We start from the raw sequence: 23,886 nt of genomic DNA, 5'->3' as shown, positions 1-23,886 counted from the left end.
ACGAGCTCAGCGGTCAGCGCGGGTCCACGCGAGGCCCAGAACCTGTCCGGGTCGTTGTGATGGATCTCCAGCTCCGCCATGCCACGAAGTCTCCCGGCGACCACCGACAATCCGGGCCCGGTTTCCGGCCTCGACGACTCGTGTCACACGATGGTGTCAACAACGCGGAATGGCTTGCGGTGAAACAGATTTCGGGTACGCACACCGCGACCTTCCCGGCGAAGCACGGGGACGACCGAAGCACGGAACCTCATGTCATCCGATCGGTTGGCACTCCGCGAGGAGATGGGGAGTCCAGGACGACACAGGGAGGCGCAGGGTGCCAACGTCCGGGGCCTTGGAGTCGCGCAAGCGAATCTCGGTCGAGTAGGCCACCTCGACACACTCCGCTTGCCCTCCATCGCTGAAGCTGGACTTCCGCCACTCTCCGTGCATGCCGTTTCATCTCCGCTCGTAATCGGCCGCAACCATGGCCAGGAAGTTCACCGAATCGGTGGAATCCAAAGCCACCTTGGCCAGCTTAACCGCCTCGTCGCGGAGCTTGCGACTGCCGCTTGGGCTGTCCAGGAAGCCTGAAACAGCCCGGTGCTCGACATAAACCAGCGGTGGTGCGTCGGCGAATCCCAGAACGTTGAAGGTGCCGGGGCTGCTGTACTGGCTGTACTTGAAGGGGATCACGCGAATCTCGATGTTGGGCAGGTTCGCTCGTTCGATCAGCTGCCGGATTTGTTCGGCCATGACGTGGGAACCACCCACCGGCCTTCGCAGCGCCGCTTCGTCGAGGACGGCGAGGTAGTCGGGTGCGCCGCGCTTGGTGAGGACCTTCTGTCGCTCCAGCCGATCGGCCAAGAGCGCCGGCACGTTCTCGGCCATAACGTCGTTGATGATCGCCTGCGCATAGGCCTGGGTTTGAAGCAAACCAGGGATGTTGGCCGGGGCGAAGTGATAAACGGTGGACGCCTGCGACTCGAAGTTCGCCAAGGCCGGGATCAGCTCTTTGAGCTGATGGTCGGTCTCCAGCCACCCCGGCGCGGTCACCGCCTCCACCAAAGCCAGGATGCGCTTGCGTTCCTTGCCGACCACGCCGTAGATCGCCAGCATGGCCGACACATCCGCCACCGAGGCCGAACGCTTGGCGTTCTCGATCCGGTTCAGCGTGGCGCTGGAAATGCCGATCCGCGCCGCGGCTTGTCGAGTGGTCAGGTTCGCGCGCAGGCGAAGGGCAGCCAGTTCCGTCCCCAGGGCGCGCATTCGCGCCGGAAGGCGATCGCTCATCCGTTCATGTGATCAGCGGTGGGGTGTCACCGCAAACTCCACGAACGGATGAGCGATCTCCGGGGGTGAAACAGGATCAGAGGTGGGCGATGTTGTCCCAGCCGTCGACCTCTTCCGGCTTGCGCGGGGCGGGGCCGATGTACTTCGCGGCCGGGCGGACCAGCTTGCCCGTGCGCTTCTGCTCCATGATGTGCGCGCACCAACCCGCCGTCCGGGCACACGTGAACATCGCGGGCATCATGTGCGGCGGGACCTCGGCGAAGTCCAGAATCACAGCCGCCCAGAACTCGACGTTCGTCTCGATCGCGCGGTCCGGGCGGCGCTCACGCAGCTCCGCCAGGGCGGCCTGCTCCAAGGCCACCGCCACGTCGTAGCGCTCGGCACCCAACTCCTTGCAGGTGCGGCGCAGCACGCGGGCGCGCGGGTCCTCGGCCCGGTAGACCCGGTGGCCGAAGCCCATCAGGCGTTCCTTGCGGTCGAGGATGCCCTTGACGAACTTGCGGGCGTCGCCGTTCTTCTCGACCTCTTCGAGCATCGGCAGCACGCGGGCCGGGGCGCCGCCGTGCAGCGGACCGGACATCGCACCGATGGCGCCCGACAGCGACGCCGCGACGTCGGCGCCGGTGGAGGCGATGACGCGGGCGGTGAAGGTCGACGCGTTCAGGCCGTGCTCGGCGCCGGAGACCCAGTAGGCGTCAACCGCCTGGACGTGCTTGGGGTCGGGCTCGCCGCGCCAGCGGGTCATGAAGCGCTCGGTGATCGAGTTGCACTCGTCGATGCGCTTCTGCGGGACCGCGGGCTGGTGGATGCCGCGCGCGGACTGCGCCACGTACGACAGGGCCATGACCGACGCGCGGGCGAGCTGGTCGCGCGCTTCGTCGTCGGAGATGTCGAGCAGCGGCTGGTAGCCCCAGATCGGGGCGAGCATGGCGAGACCGGCCTGCACGTCGACCCGGACGTCGCCGGAGTGCACGGGCAGCGGGAACGGCTCGGCGGGCGGCAGGCCCGGCCCGAAACGGCCGTCGACCAGCAAGGCCCACACGTTGCCGAAGGTCACGTGGCCGACAAGATCCTCGATGTCGACGCCCCGGTAGCGCAGGGCGCCGCCGTCGCGGTCCGGTTCGGCGATCTCGGTTCGGAAAGCGATGACGCCTTCGAGTCCGGGGCGGAAACCGTCGTCCGGTTCTACCGCCGCCGCAAGTGTTTTATCGATGTCCTGCACCGCGTTGTGCATTGTCTCGCCTTTCGCGCCATGTCCCCGACGGATTCGCGCAGCGGCAGCGGCGTCTAGACAGGTGGCCGTCGCCGAGCACCACTGCACGGCTGGGCAAACCTTGCTCCTCATACCACCCGGTTAGCAATCGTTCACGGCGGTGTCTTCGGTCACGATCTAGTGGATCGATTAAGCTTGTTGACCTTCAACAGCGTGTTACACCGACGGCCCCGATCGTTCGAATGGCGTGGCAGCTGTCACCGGCCGGGCGGTTTCCGTTCACCTCGATTACCCGTAACGTCCCTTGTCGGCGGGATCCGACGGGTTGGCGGAGGAGATACGGATGGCGGACGGCGACATCACCTTGGAACTGCCGACCATGCGGGTGGCCTACGAACAGGGTGCGCTCACCGAGGCCGACCTGGCGAAGACCTGGTATGAGCAGCTGCAGCGCTGGCTCGACGCGGCCCGCCAGGCAGGCGTCGCCGAGCCGAACGCCATGGTCCTGGCGACCGCCAACGCCGAGGGCATGCCGTCGTCGCGAACCGTCCTGGCCAAGGGTCTCGACGAGCGTGGCCTGGTGTTCTTCACCAACTACACCTCCGCGAAGAGTCACGACCTGATGGCCACCCGGTACGCGTCGGCGACCTTCCCGTGGTTCGCGATGCACCGGCAGGCCACCATTCGCGGCACGGTCGAGAAGGTGTCGAGCGCCGAGACCGCCGAGTACTGGGCCAAGCGCCCGCGCGGCTCGCAGCTCGGGGCGTGGGCATCGCCGCAGTCGATCGTCGTCAACGGCCGTCCCGCCCTGGAGGCCGCGCTGGCCAACGTCGAACGGCGCTTCGCCGACGCCGAGACGGTGCCGGTGCCGCCCCATTGGGGTGGTTGGCGAATCCAGCCGGAGGTCGTCGAGTTCTGGCAGGGCAGGCAGGACCGCATGCACGACCGCCTCCGCTTCCAACTCACCCGCGACGGCTGGCGAGTACAGCGCCTCGGCCCGTAACTCGCGGTTAGGTGAAAATCACGCGAGAAGCGTTCGTTAGCTGACCTAAACTAACGAAGTGACCCTCGAAGCCGAGCCTCGCTCTCGATTCCGGACGATGTTCGGCAAAGCGCTCATCGACGTCCGGCCGCTGAAGATCAAGGGTTACCGCAGGCTGTGGGTTTCCACCGCCGTCACCGCCGTGGGCAGTCAGCTCACCGCCGTGGCCGTTCCCAAGCAGGTGTACGACCTCACCGGCTCATCAGCCTGGGTCGGTATGGCGGGCGCGGTCGGGCTGGTTCCGCTCCTCGTTTTCGGTCTCTGGGGCGGGGCCATCGCCGACGCGCATGACCGGCGGACGGTCATGATCGTCACGAACGTCGGTGTCGCGGTGACCTCGGGCCTGCTGTGGCTCCAAGCCTTCGTGTCGCTGGGGTCGGTGTGGACCGTGCTGGTCCTGCTCGGTCTCCAACAAGCTTTCGTCGCGGTCAACATGCCGACCCGCAGCGCCGCCATCGCCCGGCTGGTCCCCGAGGAACTGATCCCCCAGGCGAACGCGCTCGGCTTCACCACCTTCACCTTCGGCATGGTATTTGGTCCGCTCGCCGCAGGGGCGCTGATCCCGTTGCTCGGCTTGTCCACTTTGTACCTCATCGACACCGTCGCGCTGGTGCTCGCGCTGTGGATGGTGACCCTGCTGCCCAAGCTGCCGCCGGGGGAGGGCTCCTCCCGCAAGGCGGGGCTGACCGACATCGCCGACGGCTTCCGCTACCTGCGCGGACGCAACATCCTGCTCGTCTCCTTCCTGGTCGACATCATCGCGATGGTCGCCGGGATGCCCCGCGCCCTGTTCCCGGAGATGGCCGAGCGCACCTTCGGCGATCCGCCCGGCGGCGGGCTGGCCTTGGGCTGGCTCTACGCCGCCATCCCCATCGGCTCCGCGCTGTTCGGCATCTTCTCCGGCTGGTTCGCCCGGATGCCCCGACAGGGCGCGGTGATCGCCATCTCCATCGTCGTGTGGGGACTGGCGATGGTCGGCTTCGGACTGACCACCGCGCTCTGGCTCGCGGTCGTCTTCCTCGCCATCGGCGGCGGCGCGGACCTGATCAGCGCGGTGCACCGCAGTTCCATGCTGCAAACCGAGGCCACCGACGAGATGCGCGGCCGGATGCAGGGCGTGTTCACCGTCGTCGTCGCGGGTGGACCGCGCATCGCCGACGTCCTGCACGGCTGGGGCGGGGCCGCGCTGGGCACGGCCGCGGCGGCCACGATCGGTGGAATTCTGGTGGTGGCGCTGACGATTGCCACGGTCGTGGCGGTCCCGAAGTTCTGGCGCTACCGGTTCGAGCCGCGCGCCGTCAACGTTTGACCTTGTGCGACGGTAGTCGGTGGGACAGTCTCTAGTGCATGGTTGACCAACCGAAATCGATCACCGTCGAGTCCGGGGACCAGGAACAACCGGAACTCAAGCGGGTCATCGGACCCGGTCTGCTGCTGCTGTTCGTGGTCGGCGACATCATCGGCACGGGCGTCTACGCGCTCACCGGGACCGTCGCGGGCAAGGTGGGCGGCGCCCTGTGGCTGCCCTTCCTGATCGCGTTCCTCGTCGCCTTCCTCACCGCGTTCAGCTACCTCGAACTCGTCGGCAAGTACCCGCGGGCGGCCGGTGCGGCGCTCTACACGCACCGCGCGTTCAAGATCCAGTTTCTGACGTTCATGGTCGCGTTCGCGGTGATGTCCTCGGGCATCACCTCCGCCGCGTCGGCCGCGCAGGCCTTCGGCAACACGTACCTGCGCAAGCTGATGGGCGACTCGCTCACCATCCCGACCGTGTGGATCGCGGTCGGCTTCATCCTGCTGCTGGCCGCGGTCAACTTCCGCGGTGTCGCGGAATCCCTGTGGGCCAACGTGGTCCTGACGATGATCGAGCTGTCCGGGCTGCTGATCGTCATCGTGATCGGCTTCTACGCGATCACCCAGGGCCAGGGCGAGCCCGGGCGGCTGCTGGAGATCGACACCGCCAACCAGACCCCGTTCATCGCGGTCACCTCGGCCACGGCGCTGGCGTTCTTCGCGATGGTCGGCTTCGAGGACTCGGTCAACATGGCCGAGGAGTGCCGGGAACCCGTGCGGATCTTCCCCAAGGCGATGCTGATCGGCATGGGTGTCGCGGCCACGATCTACGTCTTGGTCGCCCTCACCTCGTCGCTGCTCCTGCCCGCCGACGAACTCTCCGCGGCGAAGAGCGACGCGCTGCTGCGGGTCGTGTCGGTCGGGGCGCCGGACTTCCCGCTGTGGGTGTTCGCGCTGATCGGCCTGCTGGCGGTCATCAACTCGGCACTGATCAACATGCTGATGGCGAGCCGACTCGTCTACGGCATGGCCAACGAGCGGATCATCCCTCGCGCCTTCGGGACGGTGCACCCGTTCCGCCGCACGCCGTGGGTGTCGATTCTGTTCACCAGCCTGATCGCGGTGGCGCTGGTCGCGTCGGTCGACATCACGCTGCTCGGCGGGACGACGTCGCTGTTGCTGCTGCTGGTGTTCACCGTGGTCAACGTCGCCGTGCTCGTGCTGCGCAAGGACCCCGTGGCGCACAACCACTTCCGCGCGCCGACGGTCCTGCCGGTGATCGGCGCGGTCACCTGCGCCTTCCTGGCGAGCCCGCTTTCGGGCAGGCCCGCCAGGGAGTACGGCATCGCCGCGATCCTGCTGGCGATCGGGGCCGTGCTGTGGGGCGTCAACCACCTGCTGTTCGGGTCAAGGGCGTCAGAGGACTGAACCTGCCAGCCGGCGCAGGTGGGCGGGGTCGTGCGCGTTGAACACGGTGACCTCGTCGCCGTGGTCGCGGACCAGGTCGCGCAGCCGGGCCTGGTTCGCGAGCCGCGCCTTGGCGTCCACCTGCATGATCTTCTCGAACGCGCCCATCAGCGGCGGGCAGGTCGGGTTGACCGGGTCGATCTGGCCGTGGCTGAAGTACGCGTCGCCCGCGTGCAGCAGCCAGCCCGCACCGGTGTCGACCGCGACGCCGACGTGGCCGCGCGTGTGGCCTTCGAGGGGGACCAGCAGGAAGTCCTCGGGCAGCCCGACCAGCCCGCGCACCGCGCGCATGCCGAACCACTCGTCGCCGCCGCCGGCCTGGTAGATCTCCCACTTGGGGCCGTGCGCCCACTGCGCCGCGCGGAACCGCTGCCGCTCCCGGACGGTCGCCTGGGCGGTCGCGATCGTGTGCTCCGGCTCGTGCACGTGCACGGTGGCGCTCTGGAAGTCGCGCAGGCCGCCCGCGTGGTCGAGGTCCATGTGCGTCAGGATGATGTGTCGGACGTCGGATGCCTTGTGCCCCAACGCCTCCACCTGGCGGATCGCGGACATCGACGGGTCGGCCACCGGCCGGGTCAGGTGCACGAATTCGCGGGGGAGCGAGCCCGGCAGCCCCGCCAGGTCGGCCTCGCCGAAGCCGGTGTCGACCAGCACCAGGCCCTGTTCGCTCTCGACGAGCAGCACATGGCACACCAGATGTGCCATGCGGAAATAGCCCGGCTGCCCATCGAGCAGCTTGCCGCCCAAGGGGTGCATCGAACCGCAGTTCAGGTGGTGTACGCGCACGTTCAGCGTCCTTTCAACAGTGTTCGCATGGTCTTGCCGACCGCGTAGAGGGGCGCGGTGTCGCGGCGGGTGCGGGCCAGCAGCTGCGCGCCCTCCAAGGCGGCGAGCAGGGTGGTGGCGACTTCGTCCGGATCGGAGACGCCTTGTCCGGCAAGGTATTCGCGGACGACGTCCTGCCAGGCGCCGAAGGCGCTCACGCAAGCGTCGCGCACGAGGTCGCCGCCGTCCGGTGCGACCGTCCCGATAGGACAGCCGAGGTTGAAGTCCGAGGCCGTCAGGTGCTCGGCGAGCCCCTGGATGACGGCGTCGAGTCCGGCCCCCGGGTCGGGGGCGGCGTCGAGGATCGCGGAGACCCAGTCGCACAGTTCGCCCGCCCCGAGGGCAACCGCTTCGGCGGCGAGTTGCTCCTTGCCGCCGGGGAAGTGGAAGTACAGCGAGCCTTTCGGGAGGCCGCCCTCGGCGAGGACCTGGTTGAGGCCCGTGCCGTGATAGCCCTGGGTGCGGAACAGGGTCGCCGCGGTCCGCAGCGTCCGTTCGCGAGTGTCGGTGCGCTTGCCCATGGCCGTACTATACAGACCGGTCTAGTAATGTCGAGCCCGCGTAGGCTCCCGAGACATGGCCGATGAGTACGAGATCACGTATGCCGGAGCCCGGGCCGTCATCACCGCCACCGGCGCTGCCCTGCGCCTCTTCGAAGTCGACGGCGTGTCCTACGTGGAAACCTTCCCCGCCGACGAGCCCGCGCCGATGGGGTCCGGGGCGATCCTGATCCCGTGGCCCAACCGCACGGCGGGCGCCGTGTGGACCTACCGCGGCGAGCCGCAGCACCTCGCGGTGAGTGAGCCGGCCCGCGGCAACGCCAGCCATGGCTTGGTGCGCAAGGAAACCTGGTCGCCCACGGTCGAGGAGGACTCGTCGGTCACGCTGGAACTGACCGTCGGCGACCGGCCCGGTTGGCCCTTCCGATTCCGCACCACGGTCACCTACGCGCTCGACGTCGAGGGACTCGCCGTCACCCACACCGTCCACAACCTCGCCGACCACCCGATGCCGTTCGGTGTGGGCGCCCACCCGTACCCGCGCCCCGGGCGGGCCGACGCCGACGACTGCGTCCTCACCCTGGCCGCCACCACCCACCTGCCGCTCGACCCGGAACGCATGGCGCCCACCGGCGCGGCCGTCCCGGACGACTCCTTCGCCGACGGCAAGCCGTTGCGCGGCACCACCCTCGACGACGCCTTCGGCGGCTGCGTCCCCGGACTCGACGGCCTGGTCCGCCATTCGCTGCGCGGCCGCGACGGCGGCGTGGAACTGTGGGCCGACCCGGTGTTCGGCTGGGTGCAGGTGTACACGCCGGATTCGTTCCCCGGCAAGGAATCCGGCCGGGCCGTCGCCATCGAGCCGATGACCTGCCCGCCGGACGCGCTCAACTCCGGCATCGATCTGCTGGAGGTCCGCCCGCGCGAGACATGGTCGGCATCGTGGGGCCTTCGACCTATACAGTCGATTTCTTGACTTCCTCTCCCGCCTGAAGGCCGGAGATTTCAACAGCGACTACCCACTGGCAGGTGGCCGTCGCGTTGAGGTTCACGGTTCACCGGCTCGCCCAACGGCGGGCCTCCCCGTGCAGTCACGGCATGCCCTGCCGCGAGTCGAATGTTCAGTGCCGCGTTCACATCCGCGTTGGCGGCGAAGCCGCAGGAGCGGCACCGGAAGGCGGCTTGGCTCTCGCGCGCCTTCCGATCCACGATCCCGCATGCCGAGCAACGCTGACTGGTGAACCGCGGATCGACCTTCACCACGCGCCCAGGCGCCTTCCGCTCCAGCCGGGTCACCAGCAGGCCCCACCCGTTGGCTAGGATGCCCCGGTTGAGGCCCGCCTTCTGCGGCACACCACGACCAGGGGCGTCGAGAGTGCCCTTCGCCGACCGGGTCATGTTGGTGATCTTCAGGTTCTCCACCGCGATCACTGCGAACTCCCGGGCCAGCCGGGTGCTGGTCTTCTCAACCCAGTCCTTGCGCCGATCGGTTTCGCGGGCCTTGAGCCTCGCGATTGCCGCTTTGACCCTGCCGCGTCGGTTGGACCCGTGCTGGGCCCGGGCGAGCTTACGCTGCAACCGCAGCAGCCGCGCCTTCTCGTTGGCGCGCAGGGTGGGTGCGTTCAGCAGTTCTCCGGTGGAGAGCGCGGCCGACACCACCACACCGCGATCCACGCCCACCATGTCGCCGGCACGGGGCGCCGGAATGGGCGCGGGCGGGGCGGCGAACGCCACATGCCAGCGCCCCGCCCGGTCAAGGGTGACGCGGTAGGACTTCACACTGTCGGCCACCGCGCGGGACCAGCGGAATCGCACCCAGCCGACCTTGGGCACCTTCACCTCGCCGACCTTGCGGGAGACCCGGCGAACGTCACCTGGGGTGACCCCCACGATCCGGAAGCCCTCGCTCCGTCCGTGCCTGCGCCAGGTGGGTTGGCCGTGGGTTCGGCCGAAGAAGTTCGCCTTCGCCTGAGCGAAATCCTTTAACGCCTGCTGCTGCACGATCACCGACCCGGCGGCCAGCCACGGGTTCTCCGCCCGAGCGTGCGTCAACTGGCGGCACTGGTCGGTGTACCCCGGCGCGGACTTGCGCCCCGGCTGCCAGTGCGAGTGTTGCTCCACCGCGAGATTCCACACGAACCGGGCATGCCCACAATGCTCCAACAACACCCGCTCCTGGACGGGCGACGGCTGAAGACGAAACTTGGACATGCCGATCAATCTAACGACCACCACCGACAGAACCAGGAGACAGAGTTGACACCCGACAGGCAAGGACACACACGGGCCCTGGCGACCCCCGGCTCCCGATTCCCTCCCCGGCGTGAACGCCGGAGCATTCTCGGGAGGTCCCGGTGACTATCGCGGTAACGAACGGCTATGTGGTCCCGGTCGATGGCGAGCCCATCCACGGCGGAACCGTCCTGATCGACAACGGCAAGATCGTGGCCGTCGGCGCGGAGGTGGACATCCCCGACGGCGCGGAGATCGTCGACGCCTCAGGCCGCTGGGTGCTCCCTGGGTTCGTCGAGGCGCACGCCCATGTCGGCGTCTACGAGGAGGGCGAGGGCTGGGCGGGGCAGGACACCAACGAGATGACCGACCCGGTCACCGCGAAGGTCCGTGCCATCGACGGCATCAACCCCGACGACGAGGGCTTCCGCGACGCGCTGTCCGGCGGGGTCACCACGCTCGTGGTGAAACCCGGTTCCGGCAACGTGATCGGTGGGCACACGGTCGCGGTGAAGGCCTGGGGCCGCACTGTCGAGGACATGCTGCTGCGCGACCCGGTGAGCATGAAGAGCGCGCTGGGCGAGAACCCGAAGCGTGTGTACGGCGAGAAGAAGGTCATGCCGTCGACCCGGCTCGGCGTCGCCGCGATCATCCGCGAGGCGCTGACGAAGGCGCAGGACTACAAGGCGCGCAAGGAACACGCGGCAAGCGAGGGCAAGCCGTTCGACCGCGACCTCACAAACGAGGCGCTGGTCGCGGTGCTCGACGGCGACGTGCCGTGGTGCCAGCACTCGCACCGGGCCGACGACATCGTCACCGCGATCCGGCTGGCCGACGAGTTCGGCTACCGACTGGTGATCAACCACGGGACCGAGGCGCACCTGCTGGCCGACCTGCTCGCCGAGCGGGACATTCCGGTGGTGACCGGTCCGCTGATCGTCGGCCGGTCCAAGGTGGAGGTCCGCAGGCGCGACTTCCGCAACCCCGGCATCCTGGCCCGCGCGGGCGTGCGGATCGCGTTGACCACGGACGCGCCGGTCGTGCCGATCAATTTCCTGGTGCACCAGGCGACGTTCGCGGTGAAGGAAGGCCTCGACCCGGTCGAGGCGATCCGCTCGATCACCGTCAACCCGGCGCAGATGCTCGACCTCGGCGACCGCGTGGGCGCGCTCAAGCCCGGCCTCGACGCGGACATCGTGATCTGGTCCGGGGACCCGCTCGACGTGATGAGCCGCGCGATGCGGGTCTTCATCGACGGCCGCGAGGTCTACCACTTCGACCAGACCACCGGCCAGGGCGTCACCAAGCCCGCCTTCTACACCGAACCCCACCCCTAACCGCGAGTCCAACGTTGGACTCGCGGTTAGGCGGAGGAGTTGACTACCTGGAGGACGGTGCGCTCGGGGTTCTGGCCGCAGCCGTAGAGGATGCTCGCGACGATGTACGGGTCGTGCTCGCGCAGCGGCTCGTTGCGTTGGCGGTAGACGTGCTCAAGCAGGGCGCGCTGCTTGTCCGGGTGCATGGCGAAGAAGTCGCGGCAGGACGTGTTGCCGTCCGGCTCGGGCTCCTCGGTCAGCGCGAGGTACGCGGCGCGGCCGCCGATGATCAAGCCGGCGGCCGCGAGCACCGACACCGCGATGATCGCGATCCGCTTGCCGTTGAACCCGGACGGCGCGCCCGCGGGCTCCGAGCCCGCGGGCGGCGCGATGTTCGTCGCCTTGACCATGCCCGCGATCAGGTCGCGGAACTGCGGGTCGTCACGGAACTGGTGGTTGAGCACCCCGACCAGCGGCCTGCGCCGGGCGGGGACGTTCGGCTCGGCGGCGAACAGGTCGAACGTGCCCGCTGTCCCGGTGCGCCGAAGCCTGCCGATCACCGCGTCGAACAGCGTGTCCGCCGCACGGTGGTGCGGGGCGTCGATGGTCATCCTGGCTCGCTGCGCCAGGATCTCGACCACGTGTTCCGCCAGTGTCGGAAAGCTCATCGAACCCCCACGTCTAGGGACAGACTTCCGTATACCGGTGAGATCGTCCGAGACCCGGCGAACGTAAGTCTGACGGCGGCGCGGATATTCGACCACATCTAGCTCACGCGCAGTTGTCGAGCGATCACCATTCGCTGTATTTGGTTCGTGCCCTCAAAAATCTGCGGGACCTTGGCCTCGCGCATATAGCGCTCTACCGGGAAATCGCGCGTGTAGCCCGCTCCACCCAGGACCTGGACAGCGTCGGTTGTGACCTTCATCGCAGCGTCGGTCGCCACCAGTTTCGCGATCGAGGCCTGCCGCAGGAACGGCAGCCCGCGGTCGCGCCTGCGGGCAGCCTCCAAATAGGTCGCCCGGGCCGACTCGACGGCGGCGGCCATGTCGGCGAGGAGGAACTCGACTCCCTGGAAGTCGATGATGGACTTGCCGAACTGGACCCGCTGCTTCGCGTAGGCGACGGCCTCGTCGAGCGCGGCCTGCGCCAGGCCGACCGCGCACGCGGCGATGCCCAGGCGGCCGGAGTTGAGGGCGACGAGGGCGATCTTCAAACCCTGTCCCTCGGCGCCGACGAGCCGGTCGGCGTCGACCCGGGCGCCGTCGAAGATCATCTGGGCGGTGGTGGACCCGGTGAGGCCCATCTTGCGTTCGGGCGCGGCGGCAGACAGGCCCGGCGTGTCCGCGTCGACGAGCAGGCAGCTGATGCCCTTCCCGCCGTCGTCAGAGGTGCGGACCATGGTCGTGTAGAAGTCGGCGTGGCCCGCGTGGGTGATCCACGCCTTGGTGCCGTTGACGACGTACTGGTCGCCGTCGCGGACCGCCTTCGTGGACAGCGCCGCCGCGTCGGAACCCGCGTGGGCCTCCGACAAGGCGTACGCGCCGAGCAGGTCGCCGCCGAGCATGTCCGGCAGGAAGCGTTCACGCTGCTCGTCGCCGCCGTACTCGGCCAGGGCGAAGCAGGACATGGTGTGCACCGAGAGGCCGACGCCGACCGACATCCACGCGGCGGCGATCTCTTCGAGGACCTGCAGGTAGACCTCGTAGGACAGCGCCGAGCCGCCCCACTTCTCCGCGTACGGCAGGCCGAGCAGGCCGCTGCGGCCGAGTAGCTTGAACTGCTCGCGCGGGAAGCGCTCCTCTTCCTCGTACTGGCTCGCCAGCGGCGCGAGTTCGTCGCGCGCGATCTCGCGGGTCAGCTTCAGGAGGTCTTCCGCCTCGGTGTTGGGCAGCAGACGCTCGGCGGGCATGCGGGACCTCCGGTACTAAGACCTGTACTGACGGACGCCTCAGAGTACTGTTCCGTCATGGCGACTGTCGATACGCTGCACGTATGACCAGGCGCGCGCCCACCGCCCGGCAGGCCGCCCTGCTGGAGGAACTGCTGGCCCTGTTCCTGCGTGAGGGCTTCGCCGAATCCACCCTGGACGACTTCGCCGCGCGCCTGCACTGCTCGAAGTCGACGCTGTACGCGCTCGCGCCCAGCAAGGAGCAACTCGCGCGCAAGGTCGTCGGCCACTTCTTCCGCGGCGCCACCGAGCGCATCGAGAAGGACGTCGCCGCGGCTCGCGACGCCCGCGACCGGGTCGTGCGCTACCTCGTCGGCGCGGGCTCCGAGATGAGCCGGGCGACCGCGAAGTTCGTCGCCGACGTGGCCGCGTTCCCCTCCACCCGGCGGGTCTACGAGCGCAACGCGCAGGCCGCCGCCGCCCGCATCCGCGCGTTCATCCAGGAGGGCGTCGCCGAGGGGCTCTTCCGCGACGTCCACACCCGGCTCGTCGGCGAGATGGTCGGATGGCTGATCGAGGGGATCCAGACCGGCGTCCTCGGGGCCCGCGCCGAGGTATCCGACGCCGAGGCGTTCGCGGCGCTGGCGGATCTGGTGCTCGGTGGCCTGGACTCAGGACGATCGAGTCTGTGATACGTGTCCCAACGGACGCGGTGGGCGATGTCCACGGGTGTCCGTAGGGCCCGTGGACCACTAGCGTAGGGGGCTCAGGACCCCAACGGGGCGGTGCTGTGGCGCGGCGGTTCGCCGCTGCTCGCGCACCCGACGGCCACGTACCGGCGCCCCGCTACCGAGTGTGAGAGGTACGTCCATGCCCGACGGGACCGCAGCGCCCACCGGCACCGAGCAGACCGCCGCCTTCCGCTACCCCGGTGGCGAGCACGAGATGGCGGTCGTTCCCGCCACCGACGGCACCTCAGGTGTCGACCTGGGCAAGTTGCTGGCCAAGACCGGTCTGGTGACACTCGACCCCGGCTTCGTCAACACCGCGGCGTGCTCGTCGGCGATCACCTACATCGACGGCGACGCGGGCATCCTGCGCTACCGCGGGTACCCGATCGAGCAGCTGGCCGAGAAGTCGTCGTTCCTCGAGGTCAGCTACCTGCTGATCTACGGGGAGCTGCCCACGGCGGCCGAGCTCGACGACTTCACCCACAAGATCAGCAGGCACACCCTGCTGCACGAGGACCTGAAGCGGTTCTTCGACGGCTTCCCGCGCGACGCGCACCCCATGCCGGTGCTGTCGTCGGCGGTGTCGGCACTGTCGACCTTCTACCAGGACAGCCTCAACCCGTTCGACCCGAACCAGGTCGAGATCTCCACGATCCGGCTGCTGGCGAAGCTGCCGACGATCGCGGCGTACGCCTACAAGAAGTCGGTCGGCCAGCCGTTCCTCTACCCGGACAACTCGCTGGGCCTGGTGGAGAACTTCCTGCGGATGACCTTCGGCTTCCCGGCCGAGAACTACGCCGTCGACCCGGACCTCGCCCGCGCGCTCGACCTGCTGTTCATCCTGCACGCCGACCACGAGCAGAACTGCTCCACCTCGACGGTGCGGCTGGTCGGCTCGTCGGAGGCGAACCTGTTCGCGAGCATCTCCGCCGGGATAAACGCACTGTTCGGACCCCTGCACGGCGGCGCGAACAGCGCGGTGCTGGAGATGCTCGAAGGCATCCGCGACAGCGGCGGCGACGTCCAGGCGTTCGTCAACAAGGTCAAGAACAAAGAAGACGGCGTCAAGCTCATGGGCTTCGGCCACCGGGTCTACAAGAACTATGACCCGCGCGCCGCGATCATCAAGAAGACCGCCGACGACATCCTCAACAAGCTCGGCGGCGACGACTCGCTGCTCGACATCGCGAAGCAGCTTGAAGAGCACGCGCTGTCGGACGACTACTTCGTCTCCCGCAAGCTGTACCCGAACGTGGACTTCTACACCGGTCTGATCTACCGGGCGATGGGCTTCCCGACGAAGTTCTTCACCGTGCTGTTCGCGCTGGGCCGCCTGCCGGGCTGGATCGCCCACTGGCGCGAGATGATGAACGACCCGGCCACCAAGATCGGCCGCCCGCGTCAGGTCTACATCGGACAGACGGAGCGCGACTACAAGCCGGTCGCCGAGCGCTGAGCCCTTCGCTTCGCCAGGGCCGCCCCGATCGACGGGGCGGCCCTTTTGCTTGGCTCCGGGGGAAGGTTGGCCTCGGCCGCCCTTCGGTAATCCTCGCCGAGGGCCGAGACCCGTTCGTAGAGGTAGCGCACGCGCGGGGTCAGCGTCGGGTCGATCTGGGCGCAGATCCACAGCAGGTTGACGCAGTGGACTCGGTCCGTGGGGCTGCCGGTTTCCAGAAACTCGGCGTACAGGGGGAATCCGCGGATCACCTCGGCCCGGATGTCGGCGTAGAGCCCGGGAAGGTTGCCCGCGGAGCCGACCGCGCCGCGGCCGATCTGGAAGAGCAGTTCGAGGATCACGGTCCGGCCCGCGGGGGTCGCCGAGATCAGCCCGCTCACCAGGCAGGCGCAGGACTGCGCCGCGCCGGGCTGGGCGTTCCCCCGGATCACCACAACGTTGTCGATCCGGTAGAGCAGGCGGTTGGCGGCGGCGCGGTCGGGCGCCTGGGCCAACGCGCGGATGGCGCCGGGGACCCCGGCGTAGAGAGACCGCATCGTCTCGGGCAGCCGGGCGGGCGCGGCCCAGTCATGTCGCTCTATTTCCCAGTCCACGGTCATTCCTCCCCCGTGCCGTTCGGGTAAGCGTACGCAGGCGGACCGTGACGACCGTGTGTAGCGTTCGCCATATGGCCGCCCCGTCCATTGTCTGGTTCCGCCGCGACCTGCGGACCGGTGATCATCCCGCGCTGCTCGCGGCGGCCGAACGCTCACCCTCGGCGGTGGGGCTCTTCGTGCTCGACGACGTGCTCCTCGCGCCCGCGGGCAAGCCGCGGTGGAGGCGGCGCTGGACGTGGACTTCGTGCGGACCGGATCGCCGTACGCGGTGGCTCCAGGGCGGGTGCGCAAGGCCGACGGAGAGCCGTACAAGGTGTTCACCCCGTTCAAGCGCGCTTGGCTGGAGCACGGGTGGCGCGCACCCGCCGACACCAATCCGTCTACTGTGGACTGGGTTGACGCCGGGACTGGGCTGCTTGCGGGTGAGTCGCACGGCGAGCGGGACGCTTTGCTTGCCTGGGAGGCATTCCGCGAACGTCTCGACGACTACGCGCGTGACCGTCACCGACCGGATCGGGATGGCACGAGTCGGATGTCGGCGTACTTGCGTTGGGGCTGTGTGCATCCCCGCACGCTGCTCGCCGACCTCGGCGAGAATCACGACGTCTACCGATCGGAACTCGCCTGGCGGGAGTTCTACGCCGACGTGCTGTGGCACTGGCCGGAAACGGCGCGCAGCAACTACGACAAGAAGTTCGACCGGATCGCCCACGACCACGACACCGACCTGTTCGACGCGTGGTGCCAGGGCAAGACCGGCTATCCCATCGTCGACGCGGGCATGCGCCGGCTGCTCGCCGAGGGGGGGATGCACAACCGGGTGCGGATGATCGTCGCCAGCTTCCCGGTCAAAGACCTGCACCTGCCGTGGTGGTGGGGTGCCCGGCACTTCATGCGCCACCTGATCGACGGCGACCTCGCGTCCAACCAGCACGGCTGGCAGTGGACCGCGGGCTCCGGAACCGATGCGGCGCCGTACTTCCGGGTGTTCAACCCGACTTCCCAGGGGGAGAAGTTCGACCCGAACGGCGACTACGTGCGCCGGTACGTCCCGGAACTCCGGGCGCAGGAACGGCAGGTCGCGCTCGACCGGTACGCGGCCATCAAAGCCTAGGGCCGCAACGCGTCCCGCAGCTTGAGTCGCGCGCCGGTGCGCAGCGCGGCGCCCGCGTACACGCGACCGCCGATCCAGGCGAGACCGGCGACCGAGACCAGCGTCAACGCCATCGCCAGGGCGATCTGCCACCCTGCCACCGCGTCGAGCGCGATCCGGCCGGGCATGAGGATCGGGGCGAACGGCGGCACCAGCGACAACACCGTCGTCGCCGTCCCGCTGGGCGCGCGCGACAGCAGGCCGAAGCCGACGACGAAGGCCAGCACCAGCACCATGGTCACGGGCAGCAGCACCGCCTGCGTCTCCTCCTGGCGCGACACCAGTGAACCCGCCGACGCGAAAACGGTGGCGTAGAACAGATATCCGAGCAGATACCAGACCAGACCCCAGACCAGCGTGCCGGTGGCCGCACCGGTGATGGTCAGCACGTCGGTCGCGGTGGCGAGGACCAGGCCGACCGTGCCGATCACCGCGAACTGGGTCAGGCCCACCAGGCCGAGGCCGAGCACCTTGCCCAGCAGCAGCTGCCACGGCCGGACCGTGGCGAGCAGGATCTCCACGACCCGGCTCGACTTCTCCTCCACGACCCCCTGCGCCACCATCGTCGCGTACAGCAGCAGGGCCATGTAGAGCATCGCCACGATGACCAGGGCGACCGCGAGCCGCTGGTCGTGGTTCGGGTCCGACGGGCCCAGCGCCCGCACGTCGATGGTCGCGTCGGCCACGGTCGCCAGGACCTGGTCGGGGTCGAGGTCTTCCACCGCGGCCAATTGGGCGCGCAGGACTTGCTCCTGCACCAACGTGTTCAGCGCTTTGCGCAGGTCTTCGTCGAGGTTCTCGCGGACCAGCACCCGCAGCGCCGACGGCGCGCCGCTGACCAGCACGTCCAACTCGCCGTCGGCGACCATCGCCTCGCCGGACGCGAGGTCGTCGACGGTGCTGGTGCGCACGCTGAAGCTTGCTGCCTCCGCCTCCGCGGCGAGCCTGCCCGCGATCGACGTCGCCTGCCCCGACAGGCCCACCCGGCTGGTGGACTCGCCCGCGAACAGGGTGCTCTGCATCAGCACGAAGCCGATCAGCACGGCCAGCGAGATCGCGGTGCCGATGAGGAAGGACTTGGTGCGCAGCCTGGTGTTGAGCTCGCGGCGCGCCACCAGCCACACGGTGCGCGAAGCGGAAAGCTCCCGGCCGGTCACGTCTCGACTCCCACCACGTCGCGGAACAGTTCGGTCAGGGACGGGCGGTGTCTGCTGAACTCGTGCACCGGGCCGGTGGCGAGCGCGGCGGCGAGGACCGGCTGGTCGTCGGCGCCGTCGGCCAGCCGCAGTCTCGTCCGGCCGTTCTGGCACTCGACGACGGACACACCTTCGACGCCGTCGGCCCAACCGGGTTCGGCCGCGGGGGCGTGCACCACAAGGGTCGTCCCGCTTCCGGCCCGCAGTTCGTCCACGGTCCCGCAGGCCACCATCCGGCCGTCGCGGATGATGCCGATCCGGTCGCACAGGCGCTCCACCAGATCGAGCTGGTGGCTGGAGAACACGACGGGGACACCGGTGTCGGCCTGTTCGCGCAGGATCGCGGCCAGCACGACGACGGCGATCGGGTCGAGCCCGGAGAACGGCTCGTCGAGCACCAGCACGTCCGGCTCGTGGACCAGCGCCGCGGCCAACTGCACGCGCTGCTGGTTGCCCAGGCTCAGCTTCTGCACCTCGTCGTCGCGGTGCTCGCGCAGCCCGAGGCGGGCGATCCAGGTCTCCGCGTTGCGGTGGGCCTCGTTGACGCCGAAGCCATGCAGCTCCGCCAGATAGACGAGCTGGTCGAGGACCTTCATCCGCGGGTAGAGGCCGCGCTCCTCGGGCAGGTAGCCGAACCGCCTGCGCGCCGAGTGGTCCAGCGCGACACCGTTCCAGCGCACCTCGCCCGCGTCGGCGGCGGCCACGCCGAGCATGATCCGCATGGTGGTGGTCTTGCCCGCGCCGTTGCCGCCGACGAAGCCGAACAGCTCGCCCGCGGAGACCTGGAACGTGAGGCGGTCGCAGGCGAGGACGTCGCCGTAGCGCTTGGAGACCCGGTCGATCTCCAGCACCGCCGCACCAGGCACGCCGACCCCTTCCCGTCTTCACCGTCTTGGCCAGTATTCCGTGTCCCGGTCACGAGCGGCGGTCCGGTCGGGTGCGCCTGCAAACGAGTTGACCAATTCGTGCCCGGAGGGGAACCGATCGGAGGATCCTCCGTCCAAGATTTGCGAATGATCCTGGTTGGACCATTGGAGGGGCGAGGATGAACCCTGAGCAGTGGCTCGCGCAGTACGACGAGAAACTGAAGCAGGCCGCGGCCGGTGCGGCGAAAGCCGACAAGGCGCTGCGGGAAGTCGGCGGGTCGGCGACGTCGCAGGACGGTGAGATCACCGTGCGGGTGAGCGCCAGTGGCGCGACCACCGGGCTGGTGCTGCGGCCGGGGGTGCGTGACATCGAGCCCGAACACCTCGCGCGGCAGATCATGGAGCTCACCCGGCAGGCGCAGCGCGTCGCCGGGGAGCAGGTCGTCGTGGCCATGCAGGAGTTCATCGGCGACGGGCCCGCGCTCGACGTCGTGAAGGCGCACCTGCCCGAGGGCCACACGAGCGACGGCGCCGACGAGCCGATGAACCTGGAACTCAAGCGCGACACCAGGGCCGACGACGAGTACTTCGACAACCCACCCGAAGTCGTCAACTAGGAAACGGCGGATCACATGGGCAACGGTTTCTCCGTCAACGTGGCCGAGGTTCGGGTGCACTCCCGCACCGTGGCGGCCTGCGCGGCGCAGGTGCGCTCGGCCACCGGCTCCGCGCAGTCGGTGTCGGACGGCGCGTACGGCGTCATCGGACAGTTCTTCGCGTCGGCGATCCTCAGCGCGTGCGGGGACGTCGTGCAGGGCATCGCGAAGGTCGCGACCGCGGTCGACGACGTGCGCGAGGGCCTGCAGGCCGTGGCGGACCAGTACTCGAGCATCGACGCCGACATCGCGGCGACCCTCAGCGGGAAGGCGGGCGCATGACCACGACGACCACCAGTTCGGCGCCCACCGCCGAACAGGGCGCCGCCAACCTGACCAGCGACGTCCGCAGCGCCAAGGACGCCATCGAACGCGGCGACTGGCTCGACGCGGGCATGGCGATCAGCAACGTGGCGATGGACGTCATCAGCATCGCGGGCGACCCGCTGGGCGCGGCGGCGGGCGCCGGGTTCGGCTGGATCATCGAGCACATCTCGTTCCTGCGCGAGCCGTTCGACGCCCTGCTGGGCGACGTCAACTCGATCACCGGCAGCGCCCAGGGGTGGATGAAGGCGGGTCAGGAGATCACCGCCGTCGCCGAGCGCTACCGGGAGGCCGCGCGCACCGAGACATGCGGCTGGAGCGGCCCGGCAAGCGACTACTACCGCAGCGCGAGCGCCACCCAGGCCCAAGGCCTCGACGCGCTGGCCCAGGTCAGCCAGGGCATCGGCCAGGCCATCCAGGGCGCGGGCCAACTGCTCGCCGAGGTGCGCAAGACGGTTCTGGACTTCATCAACAAGTGTGTCCAGAAAGTCATCATGATCATCATCGAGGCGCTGGCCGCGGCCTGGCTGAGCTTCGGGGCCAGCATCGCCCAGGGCATCGTGCGGTCGGTGGCCGAGGCCGTGCAGACCGCGCAGAAGATCATCAGCAAGATCCAGACGTTCATCTCGTCCCTGCAGAAGATCATGCAGACGGTGCAGAAGATCGTGAACCTGGCCAAGGCGGTCAAGCAGCTGCTGGAGACCATCGGCGGCCGCGCCAACCGCACCCAGGGCGCCAACACGACCCAGCCCGCGGCCATCGACACCACCGGCATCGACGCCGCCGCGAACCGGCGCTACAGCCAGGCGACCGCGCCCGCGGGGAACTACACCCAGACCACGCACCGGGACTACAGCTACGACCAGTACCGGCCCGGGACGTCCACGACCCAGCCGAACTACCCGCAGACGGCCCCGTTGACACCCAGCCGCTACCAGGCGCCGACCGGCGGTGGAACGGGCGGACCCAGCTACCCGACCACCGCCGCCCCAGGGACGCCGTCACCGGTGCCGAGCTTCGGGCCGAGCGGCCCGCCGCCGGACCAGGGCGCTCCGTCCTCCCGCGTCGACCGCGCTCGGTGGATCGGTGACGCGGTGGAGATCCTGATCAACCACGGGGTCGAGCCGTCGAAGATCGACGCGGACCAGATCGCGCGCATCGTCGACCGGGCGTCTGGTGGCAACCCGCATGCGATGGACATGCAGGATCCCAACGCGGCCAACGGGTTTCCGCCCAAGGGGATGATGCAGATCACCGACCCCGTGTTCCAGCAGCACCAACTGCCGGGGCACCCGAACATCTGGGCGCCGGTCGACAACATGCTGGCCGGGGTCATGCACTTCCTGGCGCAGTGGGGCTCACTGATGGAGGCGATGAACTCGTTCGGGCCGCCTACGGCTCCACGTTCTTAGCTCGGGCGGGCGATCCTCGGGCGCGTGACCGCGAGTCGGTCACGCGCCCGAGTTGGCTTGTGCCCTTGCCCTGCGCGCGGATCAGGCTTCCTGGGTGAGTCCGTTGAGGGTTCGGGCGACCAAGTCGGCGACCGCGGGCATGGCCACCTCCAGATCCGCCGACACCAAACCGACGCGGGTGCGCCTGTGCAGCACGTCCGCCGCGTCCAAGGCGCCCTCTTGGCGGACTGCCCAGACGACTTCCGCGGCCGTCAGCGGGATTCCGGGCGCCACCGGCTCGGCGAGGGTCGGGTCGAGTTCGCCCATCGCGTGGATGGTGGCGGCCTCGGCGCCGTAGCGGGACACCAGCCGGGCCGGTGCGTCCACAGTGGACAAATCGGCCCTCGGTGCCGCGCCGACCAGGGGGAGAGACTTGGTGGTCGACGGGCCCGCGGGCAAGTCGACCGCGTCGACGGCGTCGGCGGCCATCTTGCGGTAGGTGGTGAGTTTGCCGCCGACGACGGTGACCACGCCGTTCGGCGCCCGCACCACCGCGTGGTGGCGAGAAAGGTCGGCGCTTCGTTTACTGGCGCCAGGGAGATCGATCAACGGGCGCAGACCGGCGAAGCGACCGAGGATGTCGTCGCGGGTCAACGGGTGTTCCAGGACGGTGGAAGCCACCTCCAGCAGGAAGTCCACATCGGACTCGGGGACGGTGGGCACGTCGGGGATCGGGCCGTCGACCGGTTCGTCGGTCAGGCCGAGGTAGACGCGGCCGTCGGCCTGCGGCAGGACCAGGGCGTAGCGGCCGAAGTGGCCGGGGACCGGCACGGTCAGCGCGGTGTTCGAGATGCCCATGCGGGTGCCGTCGAGGACCAGGTGAGAGCCGCGGGACGGGCGCAGGCGGACCGAGTCGACCAGGTTGCCCGCCCAGACGCCCGCCGCGTTGATCACGCTGCGGGCTTGGATGTCGACCTGGCTGCCGGTGAGTTCGTCGACGACCTCGGCTCCCGTTCCGCTCAGCGTCAGCACGCGGGTTCGGGTGAGGATTCGGGCGCCGAAGCCCGCCGCCGTCCGGGCGAGGGCCACGACCAGGCGGGCGTCGTCGATGAGCTGGCCGTCGAACGACAGCAGGCCGCCGCGGAGGCCTTCGCGGCGCAGGCCTGGGGCCAGGGCCAGCGCTTCCGGGCCGGACACCTTGTGCGGGCGGGGAAGCAGGCTCGACGGGGTGCGCGCGACCCGGCGCAGGACATCGCCCGCGCTCAGGCCCGCGTAGATGAGCCCGGCTTCTCGGGTGGACACCTCCGGCAGCAGCGGGACGAGCTGTGGCAGTGCGCGGGTGAGGTGCGGGGCGGTGCGGGTCATGAGGATGCCGCGTTCGACCGCGCTCTCGTGGGCCAGGCCGACATCGCCTTTCGCCAGGTAGCGCAGGCCGCCGTGGACGAGCTTGCTCGACCACCGGGACGTGCCGAAGGCGAGGTCCTGCGCCTCGACCAGGGCCACCGACAAGCCGCGGGAGGCGGCGTCGAGTGCCACGCCCGCGCCGGTGACCCCGCCGCCGACGACGAGGACGTCGACGACCTCGCCCGCGGCGAGTGCCTCGAGGTCGTTGGCTCGCCGCTGGGCGTTGAGGGCGGTGGTGCGCTGGGTCATGGCTGCTCCGGTCGCAGACTTGTGTCGAGTATGTGGGTGAGTTCGCCGAACAGCAGGTCGGAGTCGACGTCGGCGGTCGCCGGGGCGTGCGACAGCGCGAACGACTGGAGGAGCAGCAGGGTGGCGCGGGCCTGGGCGGCCGGGTCGGCGCGGCGCACCGAGCCGTCCTCATGGCCCGCGACGAGCTGCGCCAGCAGGAAGTACTCGGCGAGCCGCTGGGTCGAGCCGAGGCGCTCGACGACGTAGGGCAGCACGAGGGCGCCGTCGCGGTCGAGGATCGTGCGCATCAGCGGGTCGGCGACGAGCGCGCGGATGCCCGCCACGGCACCGGCGACCAGCCGCTCGCGGGCGGTCGGCAGGCCGGCGACGCCCTGCTGCGCCTGGTCGAGGACGAGGGCGAACTCCCTGGTCATCAGGTTGGTGATCAGGGTTCGGACATCGGGGTACCGGCGGTAGAGCGTCATCCGGCTGACGTCCGCCCGGCGTGCGACATCGGTCAGGGTGGTCCGGCCTACGCCTTGGTCCAGGACGCAGGCGCGGGCGGCGTCGAGGAGGGTGTCGTCATCCACCCGTGCGGGGGAAGTTGTGTGACGTTTCGCCGTCATGTGTCACACTCTAGCTTGTGAACCTGCCTGTGGACCACCTTGACCACCTTGTCCGGGGAAGTTGGACGCCGTCCGGCGGCGGCGACGCCGAACTGCCCGAGCACGCGGCCAAGTGGCTCGCCGCGCGCACCGGCCTGGTCGCCCGCGACACGCCCGCCGCACCGGACTCCGCGCTCGCGGTCGCCGACTCCACGCTGAGCGACGA

General features: G+C 69.3%; 23 protein-coding genes and 2 pseudogenes. 12 read left to right on the top strand and 13 right to left on the bottom strand.

Going from position 1 to position 23,886, the window contains the following annotated elements:
* Positions 1-255: 255 nt before the first annotated feature.
* The 3 genes from ACRDSQ_RS25485 to ACRDSQ_RS25475 form a co-directional block, all read right to left on the bottom strand.
* Entirely contained in the window at positions 256-435 is a 180-nt protein-coding gene (locus ACRDSQ_RS25485; protein WP_431424495.1) for a DUF397 domain-containing protein, read from the bottom strand.
* A gap of 6 nt (positions 436-441) precedes the next feature.
* Entirely contained in the window at positions 442-1,275 is an 834-nt protein-coding gene (locus tag ACRDSQ_RS25480; protein WP_431424494.1) for a helix-turn-helix domain-containing protein, read from the bottom strand.
* A 76-nt stretch (positions 1,276-1,351) separates the two neighbouring features.
* A complete protein-coding gene (locus ACRDSQ_RS25475) occupies positions 1,352-2,509 on the bottom strand; it encodes a citrate synthase 2 (protein WP_431424493.1) in 1,158 nt (385 codons plus the stop codon).
* Between the two features lie 322 nt (positions 2,510-2,831).
* Here ACRDSQ_RS25475 and pdxH point away from each other — a divergent pair, with 322 nt between their 5' ends.
* From pdxH to ACRDSQ_RS25460, 3 genes are all read left to right on the top strand, one after another.
* Positions 2,832-3,491 (top strand): pyridoxamine 5'-phosphate oxidase, encoded by a 660-nt coding sequence (pdxH, locus tag ACRDSQ_RS25470; protein ID WP_431424492.1) that lies wholly within the window; start codon positions 2,832-2,834, stop codon positions 3,489-3,491.
* 97 nt (positions 3,492-3,588) lie between these two features.
* On the top strand, positions 3,589-4,839 hold the full coding sequence (locus ACRDSQ_RS25465; protein ID WP_431424496.1) for an MFS transporter: 1,251 nt from the start codon (positions 3,589-3,591) through the stop codon (positions 4,837-4,839).
* Positions 4,840-4,877: 38 nt separating this feature from the next.
* The gene (locus tag ACRDSQ_RS25460; RefSeq protein ID WP_431424491.1) at positions 4,878-6,251 is read left to right on the top strand and encodes an APC family permease; all 1,374 of its coding nucleotides are present in this window, start codon (positions 4,878-4,880) and stop codon (positions 6,249-6,251) included.
* Here the strand turns inward: ACRDSQ_RS25460 and ACRDSQ_RS25455 are convergent.
* Positions 6,240-7,076: an MBL fold metallo-hydrolase gene (locus tag ACRDSQ_RS25455; RefSeq protein ID WP_431424490.1), complete on the bottom strand. Its 837-nt coding sequence runs from the start codon at positions 7,074-7,076 to the stop codon at positions 6,240-6,242. The genes ACRDSQ_RS25460 and ACRDSQ_RS25455 overlap by 12 nt on opposite strands.
* Positions 7,077-7,078: 2 nt before the next feature.
* Entirely contained in the window at positions 7,079-7,636 is a 558-nt protein-coding gene (locus tag ACRDSQ_RS25450; protein WP_431424489.1) for a TetR/AcrR family transcriptional regulator, read from the bottom strand.
* Positions 7,637-7,691: 55 nt separating this feature from the next.
* Here ACRDSQ_RS25450 and ACRDSQ_RS25445 point away from each other — a divergent pair, with 55 nt between their 5' ends.
* A complete protein-coding gene (locus ACRDSQ_RS25445) occupies positions 7,692-8,591 on the top strand; it encodes an aldose 1-epimerase family protein (RefSeq protein WP_431424488.1) in 900 nt (299 codons plus the stop codon).
* Between the two features lie 29 nt (positions 8,592-8,620).
* Here the strand turns inward: ACRDSQ_RS25445 and ACRDSQ_RS25440 are convergent, their stop codons facing one another.
* Positions 8,621-9,826 carry an RNA-guided endonuclease InsQ/TnpB family protein gene (locus ACRDSQ_RS25440; protein ID WP_431424487.1) on the bottom strand — a complete coding sequence of 402 codons (1,206 nt, stop codon included), beginning with the start codon at positions 9,824-9,826 and terminating at the stop codon, positions 8,621-8,623.
* 143 nt (positions 9,827-9,969) lie between these two features.
* On the opposite strand from ACRDSQ_RS25440, the gene ACRDSQ_RS25435 reads away from it, so the two are divergent.
* The gene (locus ACRDSQ_RS25435) at positions 9,970-11,184 is read left to right on the top strand and encodes an amidohydrolase (protein ID WP_431424486.1); all 1,215 of its coding nucleotides are present in this window, start codon (positions 9,970-9,972) and stop codon (positions 11,182-11,184) included.
* Between the two features lie 26 nt (positions 11,185-11,210).
* Here the strand turns inward: ACRDSQ_RS25435 and ACRDSQ_RS25430 are convergent, their stop codons facing one another.
* Both ACRDSQ_RS25430 and ACRDSQ_RS25425 read right to left on the bottom strand, forming a co-directional pair.
* Positions 11,211-11,831 (bottom strand): hypothetical protein, encoded by a 621-nt coding sequence (locus tag ACRDSQ_RS25430; protein ID WP_431424485.1) that lies wholly within the window; start codon positions 11,829-11,831, stop codon positions 11,211-11,213.
* Positions 11,832-11,929: 98 nt separating this feature from the next.
* Positions 11,930-13,075, bottom strand: a complete 1,146-nt coding sequence (locus tag ACRDSQ_RS25425) for an acyl-CoA dehydrogenase family protein (RefSeq protein WP_431424484.1) — start codon at positions 13,073-13,075, stop codon at positions 11,930-11,932.
* A gap of 83 nt (positions 13,076-13,158) precedes the next feature.
* Here ACRDSQ_RS25425 and ACRDSQ_RS25420 point away from each other — a divergent pair, with 83 nt between their 5' ends.
* Positions 13,159-13,746 (top strand): TetR/AcrR family transcriptional regulator, encoded by a 588-nt coding sequence (locus ACRDSQ_RS25420; protein ID WP_431424483.1) that lies wholly within the window; start codon positions 13,159-13,161, stop codon positions 13,744-13,746.
* Between the two features lie 178 nt (positions 13,747-13,924).
* Positions 13,925-15,241, top strand: coding sequence for a citrate synthase (locus tag ACRDSQ_RS25415; RefSeq protein WP_431424482.1), 1,317 nt, complete (start codon positions 13,925-13,927; stop codon positions 15,239-15,241).
* On the opposite strand, the gene ACRDSQ_RS25410 is transcribed toward ACRDSQ_RS25415, so the two are convergent.
* Positions 15,217-15,834 carry a hypothetical protein gene (locus ACRDSQ_RS25410; protein ID WP_431424481.1) on the bottom strand — a complete coding sequence of 206 codons (618 nt, stop codon included), beginning with the start codon at positions 15,832-15,834 and terminating at the stop codon, positions 15,217-15,219. The two genes, ACRDSQ_RS25415 and ACRDSQ_RS25410, sit on opposite strands and share 25 nt — an antisense overlap.
* A 74-nt stretch (positions 15,835-15,908) precedes the next feature.
* Here ACRDSQ_RS25410 and ACRDSQ_RS25405 point away from each other — a divergent pair.
* Positions 15,909-16,951, top strand: a pseudogene (locus tag ACRDSQ_RS25405) (cryptochrome/photolyase family protein).
* Here ACRDSQ_RS25405 and ACRDSQ_RS25400 read toward each other — a convergent pair.
* The gene (locus ACRDSQ_RS25400) at positions 16,948-18,147 is read right to left on the bottom strand and encodes an ABC transporter permease (RefSeq protein ID WP_431424480.1); all 1,200 of its coding nucleotides are present in this window, start codon (positions 18,145-18,147) and stop codon (positions 16,948-16,950) included. The pseudogene ACRDSQ_RS25405 and the gene ACRDSQ_RS25400 overlap by 4 nt on opposite strands.
* On the bottom strand, positions 18,144-19,052 hold the full coding sequence (locus tag ACRDSQ_RS25395) for an ABC transporter ATP-binding protein (RefSeq protein ID WP_431424479.1): 909 nt from the start codon (positions 19,050-19,052) through the stop codon (positions 18,144-18,146). Before ACRDSQ_RS25395 ends, ACRDSQ_RS25400 begins: the two co-directional genes overlap by 4 nt.
* 179 nt (positions 19,053-19,231) lie before the next feature.
* Between ACRDSQ_RS25395 and ACRDSQ_RS25390 the strand changes: the two genes are divergently transcribed.
* The 3 genes from ACRDSQ_RS25390 to ACRDSQ_RS25380 are packed head-to-tail and all read left to right on the top strand — an operon-like array spanning position 19,232 to position 21,444.
* Positions 19,232-19,669 carry a YbaB/EbfC family nucleoid-associated protein gene (locus ACRDSQ_RS25390; protein WP_431424478.1) on the top strand — a complete coding sequence of 146 codons (438 nt, stop codon included), beginning with the start codon at positions 19,232-19,234 and terminating at the stop codon, positions 19,667-19,669.
* Between the two features lie 15 nt (positions 19,670-19,684).
* Positions 19,685-19,990, top strand: a complete 306-nt coding sequence (locus ACRDSQ_RS25385; RefSeq protein ID WP_431424477.1) for a type VII secretion target — start codon at positions 19,685-19,687, stop codon at positions 19,988-19,990.
* Entirely contained in the window at positions 19,987-21,444 is a 1,458-nt protein-coding gene (locus ACRDSQ_RS25380) for a hypothetical protein (RefSeq protein ID WP_431424476.1), read from the top strand. Before ACRDSQ_RS25385 ends, ACRDSQ_RS25380 begins: the two co-directional genes overlap by 4 nt.
* Before the next feature lie 81 nt (positions 21,445-21,525).
* Here the strand turns inward: ACRDSQ_RS25380 and ACRDSQ_RS25375 are convergent, their stop codons facing one another.
* Both ACRDSQ_RS25375 and ACRDSQ_RS25370 read right to left on the bottom strand, forming a co-directional pair.
* Positions 21,526-23,076, bottom strand: coding sequence for a glycerol-3-phosphate dehydrogenase/oxidase (locus tag ACRDSQ_RS25375; protein WP_431424475.1), 1,551 nt, complete (start codon positions 23,074-23,076; stop codon positions 21,526-21,528).
* Positions 23,073-23,645, bottom strand: coding sequence for a TetR/AcrR family transcriptional regulator (locus ACRDSQ_RS25370; RefSeq protein WP_431424474.1), 573 nt, complete (start codon positions 23,643-23,645; stop codon positions 23,073-23,075). Before ACRDSQ_RS25370 ends, ACRDSQ_RS25375 begins: the two co-directional genes overlap by 4 nt.
* A gap of 53 nt (positions 23,646-23,698) precedes the next feature.
* Between ACRDSQ_RS25370 and ACRDSQ_RS25365 the strand changes: the two are divergent.
* Positions 23,699-23,886: pseudogene (locus tag ACRDSQ_RS25365) on the top strand (FAD-binding oxidoreductase); the annotation flags it as partial.

It is taken from the genome of Actinokineospora sp., from assembly GCF_050699995.1.
GTDB lineage: Bacteria > Actinomycetota > Actinomycetes > Mycobacteriales > Pseudonocardiaceae > Actinokineospora.
The sequence above is the reverse complement of the archived record's forward strand: the minus strand, read 5'-3'. Positions and strand labels throughout refer to the sequence as shown.

What these genes read in the sequence shown, in the direction of transcription:
- ACRDSQ_RS25460 (WP_431424491.1), top strand. Translation starts at nt 4,878, where the DNA reads ATGGTTGACCAACCGAAATCGATCACCGTCGAGTCCGGGGACCAGGAA.
- ACRDSQ_RS25430 (WP_431424485.1), bottom strand. Translation starts at nt 11,831, where the DNA reads ATGAGCTTTCCGACACTGGCGGAACACGTGGTCGAGATCCTGGCGCAG.
- ACRDSQ_RS25385 (WP_431424477.1), top strand. Translation starts at nt 19,685, where the DNA reads ATGGGCAACGGTTTCTCCGTCAACGTGGCCGAGGTTCGGGTGCACTCC.
- ACRDSQ_RS25485 (WP_431424495.1), bottom strand. Translation starts at nt 435, where the DNA reads ATGCACGGAGAGTGGCGGAAGTCCAGCTTCAGCGATGGAGGGCAAGCG.
- ACRDSQ_RS25415 (WP_431424482.1), top strand. Translation starts at nt 13,925, where the DNA reads ATGCCCGACGGGACCGCAGCGCCCACCGGCACCGAGCAGACCGCCGCC.
- ACRDSQ_RS25450 (WP_431424489.1), bottom strand. Translation starts at nt 7,636, where the DNA reads ATGGGCAAGCGCACCGACACTCGCGAACGGACGCTGCGGACCGCGGCG.
- ACRDSQ_RS25375 (WP_431424475.1), bottom strand. Translation starts at nt 23,076, where the DNA reads ATGACCCAGCGCACCACCGCCCTCAACGCCCAGCGGCGAGCCAACGAC.
- ACRDSQ_RS25425 (WP_431424484.1), bottom strand. Translation starts at nt 13,075, where the DNA reads ATGCCCGCCGAGCGTCTGCTGCCCAACACCGAGGCGGAAGACCTCCTG.
- ACRDSQ_RS25480 (WP_431424494.1), bottom strand. Translation starts at nt 1,275, where the DNA reads ATGAGCGATCGCCTTCCGGCGCGAATGCGCGCCCTGGGGACGGAACTG.
- pdxH (WP_431424492.1), top strand. Translation starts at nt 2,832, where the DNA reads ATGGCGGACGGCGACATCACCTTGGAACTGCCGACCATGCGGGTGGCC.
- ACRDSQ_RS25420 (WP_431424483.1), top strand. Translation starts at nt 13,159, where the DNA reads ATGACCAGGCGCGCGCCCACCGCCCGGCAGGCCGCCCTGCTGGAGGAA.
- ACRDSQ_RS25445 (WP_431424488.1), top strand. Translation starts at nt 7,692, where the DNA reads ATGGCCGATGAGTACGAGATCACGTATGCCGGAGCCCGGGCCGTCATC.
- ACRDSQ_RS25465 (WP_431424496.1), top strand. Translation starts at nt 3,589, where the DNA reads ATGTTCGGCAAAGCGCTCATCGACGTCCGGCCGCTGAAGATCAAGGGT.
- ACRDSQ_RS25380 (WP_431424476.1), top strand. Translation starts at nt 19,987, where the DNA reads ATGACCACGACGACCACCAGTTCGGCGCCCACCGCCGAACAGGGCGCC.
- ACRDSQ_RS25475 (WP_431424493.1), bottom strand. Translation starts at nt 2,509, where the DNA reads ATGCACAACGCGGTGCAGGACATCGATAAAACACTTGCGGCGGCGGTA.
- ACRDSQ_RS25440 (WP_431424487.1), bottom strand. Translation starts at nt 9,826, where the DNA reads ATGTCCAAGTTTCGTCTTCAGCCGTCGCCCGTCCAGGAGCGGGTGTTG.
- ACRDSQ_RS25390 (WP_431424478.1), top strand. Translation starts at nt 19,232, where the DNA reads ATGAACCCTGAGCAGTGGCTCGCGCAGTACGACGAGAAACTGAAGCAG.